The organism is Methylophaga sp. UBA2689 (genome assembly GCA_002354555.1).
In the GTDB taxonomy this organism is placed as follows: domain Bacteria; phylum Pseudomonadota; class Gammaproteobacteria; order Nitrosococcales; family Methylophagaceae; genus Methylophaga.
Window position 1 is genome coordinate 1 of sequence record DELT01000016.1, and the last position, 3,328, is coordinate 3,328.

The following is a 3,328-nucleotide window of genomic DNA, read 5'->3' on the forward strand; positions in this document are numbered from 1 at the left end:
AAACGCCATGTGAATCTGGGTACCTGGTCTTCGATGGCTTATCTGAATGCGACGGATCCTTTTACCGTTAAAATCATGCATAAAACCATGATTCAAATGGGCTTTAAAGCCCAGCGCCTGGCGCACTCGGCGGCTAAGTATCTGGGACTTCTGGCCAACAAAAAGAAAAAGCCACCATTACCTACGACGGGTAAAACACCCTTACGTGAACAGGTGGTGCATTTTGTTAAAAAACCGATGCCTGGCAATCTGCCGACGCGAACTACGCGTGGCATGCTGGGCCTGGAAGATGACAAAATGGTACCGATTCTGCGGGATCCAAACAAAGTCAGCGAAGATTCCGATGCGGTATTTTATTTCCCGGGTTGTGGCTCAGAGCGTTTGTTCAGTCAGGTAGGGCTGGCAACACTGGCGATGTTATATGAAGTGGGCACTGAAACGGTATTACCCCCAGGCTATTTATGCTGTGGTTATCCGCAGGCTTCTACCGGTGATGATGACAAGGCCACGGCGATATCCACCAGTAACAGAGTGTTATTCCATCGCGTCGCCAATACGCTGAACTATATGGATATCAAGACCGTTATCGTGTCTTGTGGTACCTGTATGGACCAGCTGCTCAAATATGAATTTGAAGCAATTTTCCCGGGCTGCCGTTTATTGGATATTCATGAATATCTGATGGAAAAAGGCGTGAAGATGCAAGGTGTCGATGGTGTTCAATATATGTATCACGACCCATGTCATACGCCGATGAAAACCTATAAACCGACTTCGGTGGCGGCCAGTCTGCTGGGTCAGGATGTAACCTTGAATGATCGTTGCTGTGGTGAGGCGGGCTCATTTGCTGTCGCACGTCCGGATATTGCCACGCAGGTTCGATTCCGTAAGGAAGAAGAAATCACCAAGGGCATTCAAGAGTTGACTGGTCAGGACAAGGCGGTCAAAGGTAATGTGAAAATGCTGACTTCCTGCCCGGCCTGTCAGCAGGGGCTGTCACGCTACAACGAAGATACCGGTATTGAAACCGATTACATTGTGGTGGAAGTGGCTAAACATGTTTTAGGTGAACAGTGGCATACACAGTTTATTGATAACGTGAAAGCCGGTGGTATAGAGCGGGTACTCCTCTAAAGTACTCATTATCCCGAACGCAGGATCTCTGCGTTCGGAATTTTATTTGAATGAGCGTTAATGCATTGGCGTTAATGCCTCGCCATTGAAGCTGACACGATCCCAGCCATAACGCAGAAAGTTACGGATATTCTGATGGTCTTCACCTTTGGGATTCAGCAAAACATCGCTGCGATAATAACGCCCAAAACAGGCTAAGGTCTGCGACTCACCCAATTCATGCAAAATGCCAAAAAACAGAATTTTGCAAGATCCATTATTCTCTCCAGCATCATTATGCAGCTCACCGTTATGAAATGCTGTTGGGGTGAACTGGTAATTGGCATCAATCACCGCAATGGTATCTTCGAAATCAATCGCGGACGGATTATCAGTCAACGTGCTGAGAAATGTCGCTAAATCCATGGTAAAACTCCAAAATCAATAAAAAAAGCGGGTAAATTCTGTTACTGGTTCACGAGCAGTGCGGTATTTATTGACCGCAGCTTGAGTATCTTCATAACCGATTGCCATACCGCACACCAGAATAGTATCGGCAGGATACTCCAGAATTTTTTTAACATTTTCAGGGTATTCTGCCAGTGCGGCCTGCGGACAGGTTGCCAGACCTTTATCCTGCGCCACCAGCATCAGATTCTGTATAAACATACCCAAATCCAGAAATGATCCGGTCTGCATCTCTGCATCCATAAAAAACAACATCATCACTGGTGCGTCAAAAGCCCGATAATTGGCTTCCCATTGTTTTCGTTGGGCGTGTTTGTCTTTGCGATCAATCTGCAAACTCTGATAAAGCTGTAAACCACAGGCACGGCGACGATCTATATACGGCGATTGCCAGGTTTCGGGGTAATAAACATAGTCTGGCTTGGAAGCATGACCTTCTCTGAAAGCATGAATCAGACTCTCAGAGAGTTGTTGTTTGGTATTGCCGGACACGACTGCTACCTGCCAAGGCTGGGTATTGGCGCCGGAAGGGGCATGACGGGCAATATCGAGGATTTCATGGATAAGTTTATCGCTTACGGTTTTATCCAGAAATGCCCGAGTGCAGTGACGCTGTTTAATAAGCTCATCAATCTTCATATTTTGGCTCCGCTTCTTTTAATCTCAGCACAAACCCTATCATTACCGCCGCTAAGCCCAGTAACATCAATTGCAATTCAATATGTCCCCATAACAACGTGATTGAAAAGCCAAAGGCGATGACCAGCATAATAAGTGCCTGGATTTTGGTACGGCGTCGTACCGTTTTGGTTTGATCCCATTGTCTCAAGGGGGCCCCTATCCAACGGTTATTAAGCAACATAGCGTGAAACCGTGGTGAAGTCTCGGCAAAACAGCCCAAGGCAAGAATCATAAACGGCGTAGTTGGCATCACCGGTAAAAATGCGCCAATTATTCCTAAAATGACGCATAACCAGCCACAGCTGAAAATTAAAAAATGTTTGATTCTTTTTTTCATATGGAAAAAAAAGTTGCCTGAATATCAGAGTTTATTACCCGGTTTTGTTTGTTTTTCAGAATCACTGCTGTTGGAGGCTTATATCGTCCAATAAGGCTGCTGTTAAAGGTAAACAGCCCGCAAAAAAGGGGGGCATTCGCGACAGCTAAAATGTTTAATGTCATTATCAAACTGTGATTATACGTGCTGGCAAGTAATTCTGAGGTTTCAATTAGCATAAAAGTCGAAAAACCAAAGCTTGTTCTAAGAATGCATCATTCAATTGTGACAAGCTTGAAGTATTAATTCTCTGTTAGATAAAGATCTAAATCGCCAAAGAGGGCCGGCATGCAACAGCAAAATAAAAAATTTCAGCTACCAATTCGCACTGCTGTTGTTGCAGGGTTAATGCTTTCCAGTTTGCTGGTCGCTGTAGTTGTCATTACTTTGCAATATTATTTCAATAAAAATCTGGCAGAGAAAGTTGTGCATTCTCGCTATCAGCAAACAATGTTCAGTATTAATGAATATCTGGAATCCATTGATAATCGAGCCACGAAAGAAATTAATGAACTAAAACAGTTACCCGGATTACTCGAAAATCCACAGATCAATGGTGAAGTCCGTCAGTTGCTGATTGCCGTTATGCAACGTAATCCTTTATTTCAATCTGTTTATCTGGGTCAACAAAATGGTGAGGTAGAACAACTCATAAACTTACAGTCCTCGCCAGCCCTGCGCCAGCATTTG

General features: G+C 44.6%; 4 protein-coding genes and 1 pseudogene. 2 read left to right on the plus strand and 3 right to left on the minus strand.

The window, feature by feature from the left end; translation table 11 throughout:
• Nucleotides 1-1,134: DUF3400 domain-containing protein (locus B3M51_RS01650; RefSeq protein ID WP_292756392.1), on the plus strand; the 1,134-nt coding region annotated here is incomplete at its 5' end.
• A gap of 57 nt (nt 1,135-1,191) precedes the next feature.
• On the opposite strand, the gene B3M51_RS01655 is transcribed toward B3M51_RS01650, so the two are convergent.
• The 3 genes from B3M51_RS01655 to B3M51_RS01665 are packed head-to-tail and all read right to left on the minus strand — an operon-like array spanning nt 1,192 to nt 2,599.
• Complete coding sequence (locus B3M51_RS01655; RefSeq protein WP_292482535.1) at nt 1,192-1,539, minus strand: HopJ type III effector protein; 348 nt, start codon at nt 1,537-1,539, stop codon at nt 1,192-1,194.
• Nucleotides 1,540-1,554: 15 nt separating this feature from the next.
• Nucleotides 1,555-2,220 carry a nitroreductase gene (locus B3M51_RS01660; protein ID WP_292756394.1) on the minus strand — a complete coding sequence of 222 codons (666 nt, stop codon included), beginning with the start codon at nt 2,218-2,220 and terminating at the stop codon, nt 1,555-1,557.
• Complete coding sequence (locus B3M51_RS01665; RefSeq protein WP_292756396.1) at nt 2,210-2,599, minus strand: YbaN family protein; 390 nt, start codon at nt 2,597-2,599, stop codon at nt 2,210-2,212. Before B3M51_RS01665 ends, B3M51_RS01660 begins: the two co-directional genes overlap by 11 nt.
• 327 nt (nt 2,600-2,926) lie before the next feature.
• Between B3M51_RS01665 and B3M51_RS01670 the strand changes: the two are divergent.
• Nucleotides 2,927-3,328: pseudogene (locus B3M51_RS01670) on the plus strand (hypothetical protein); the annotation flags it as partial.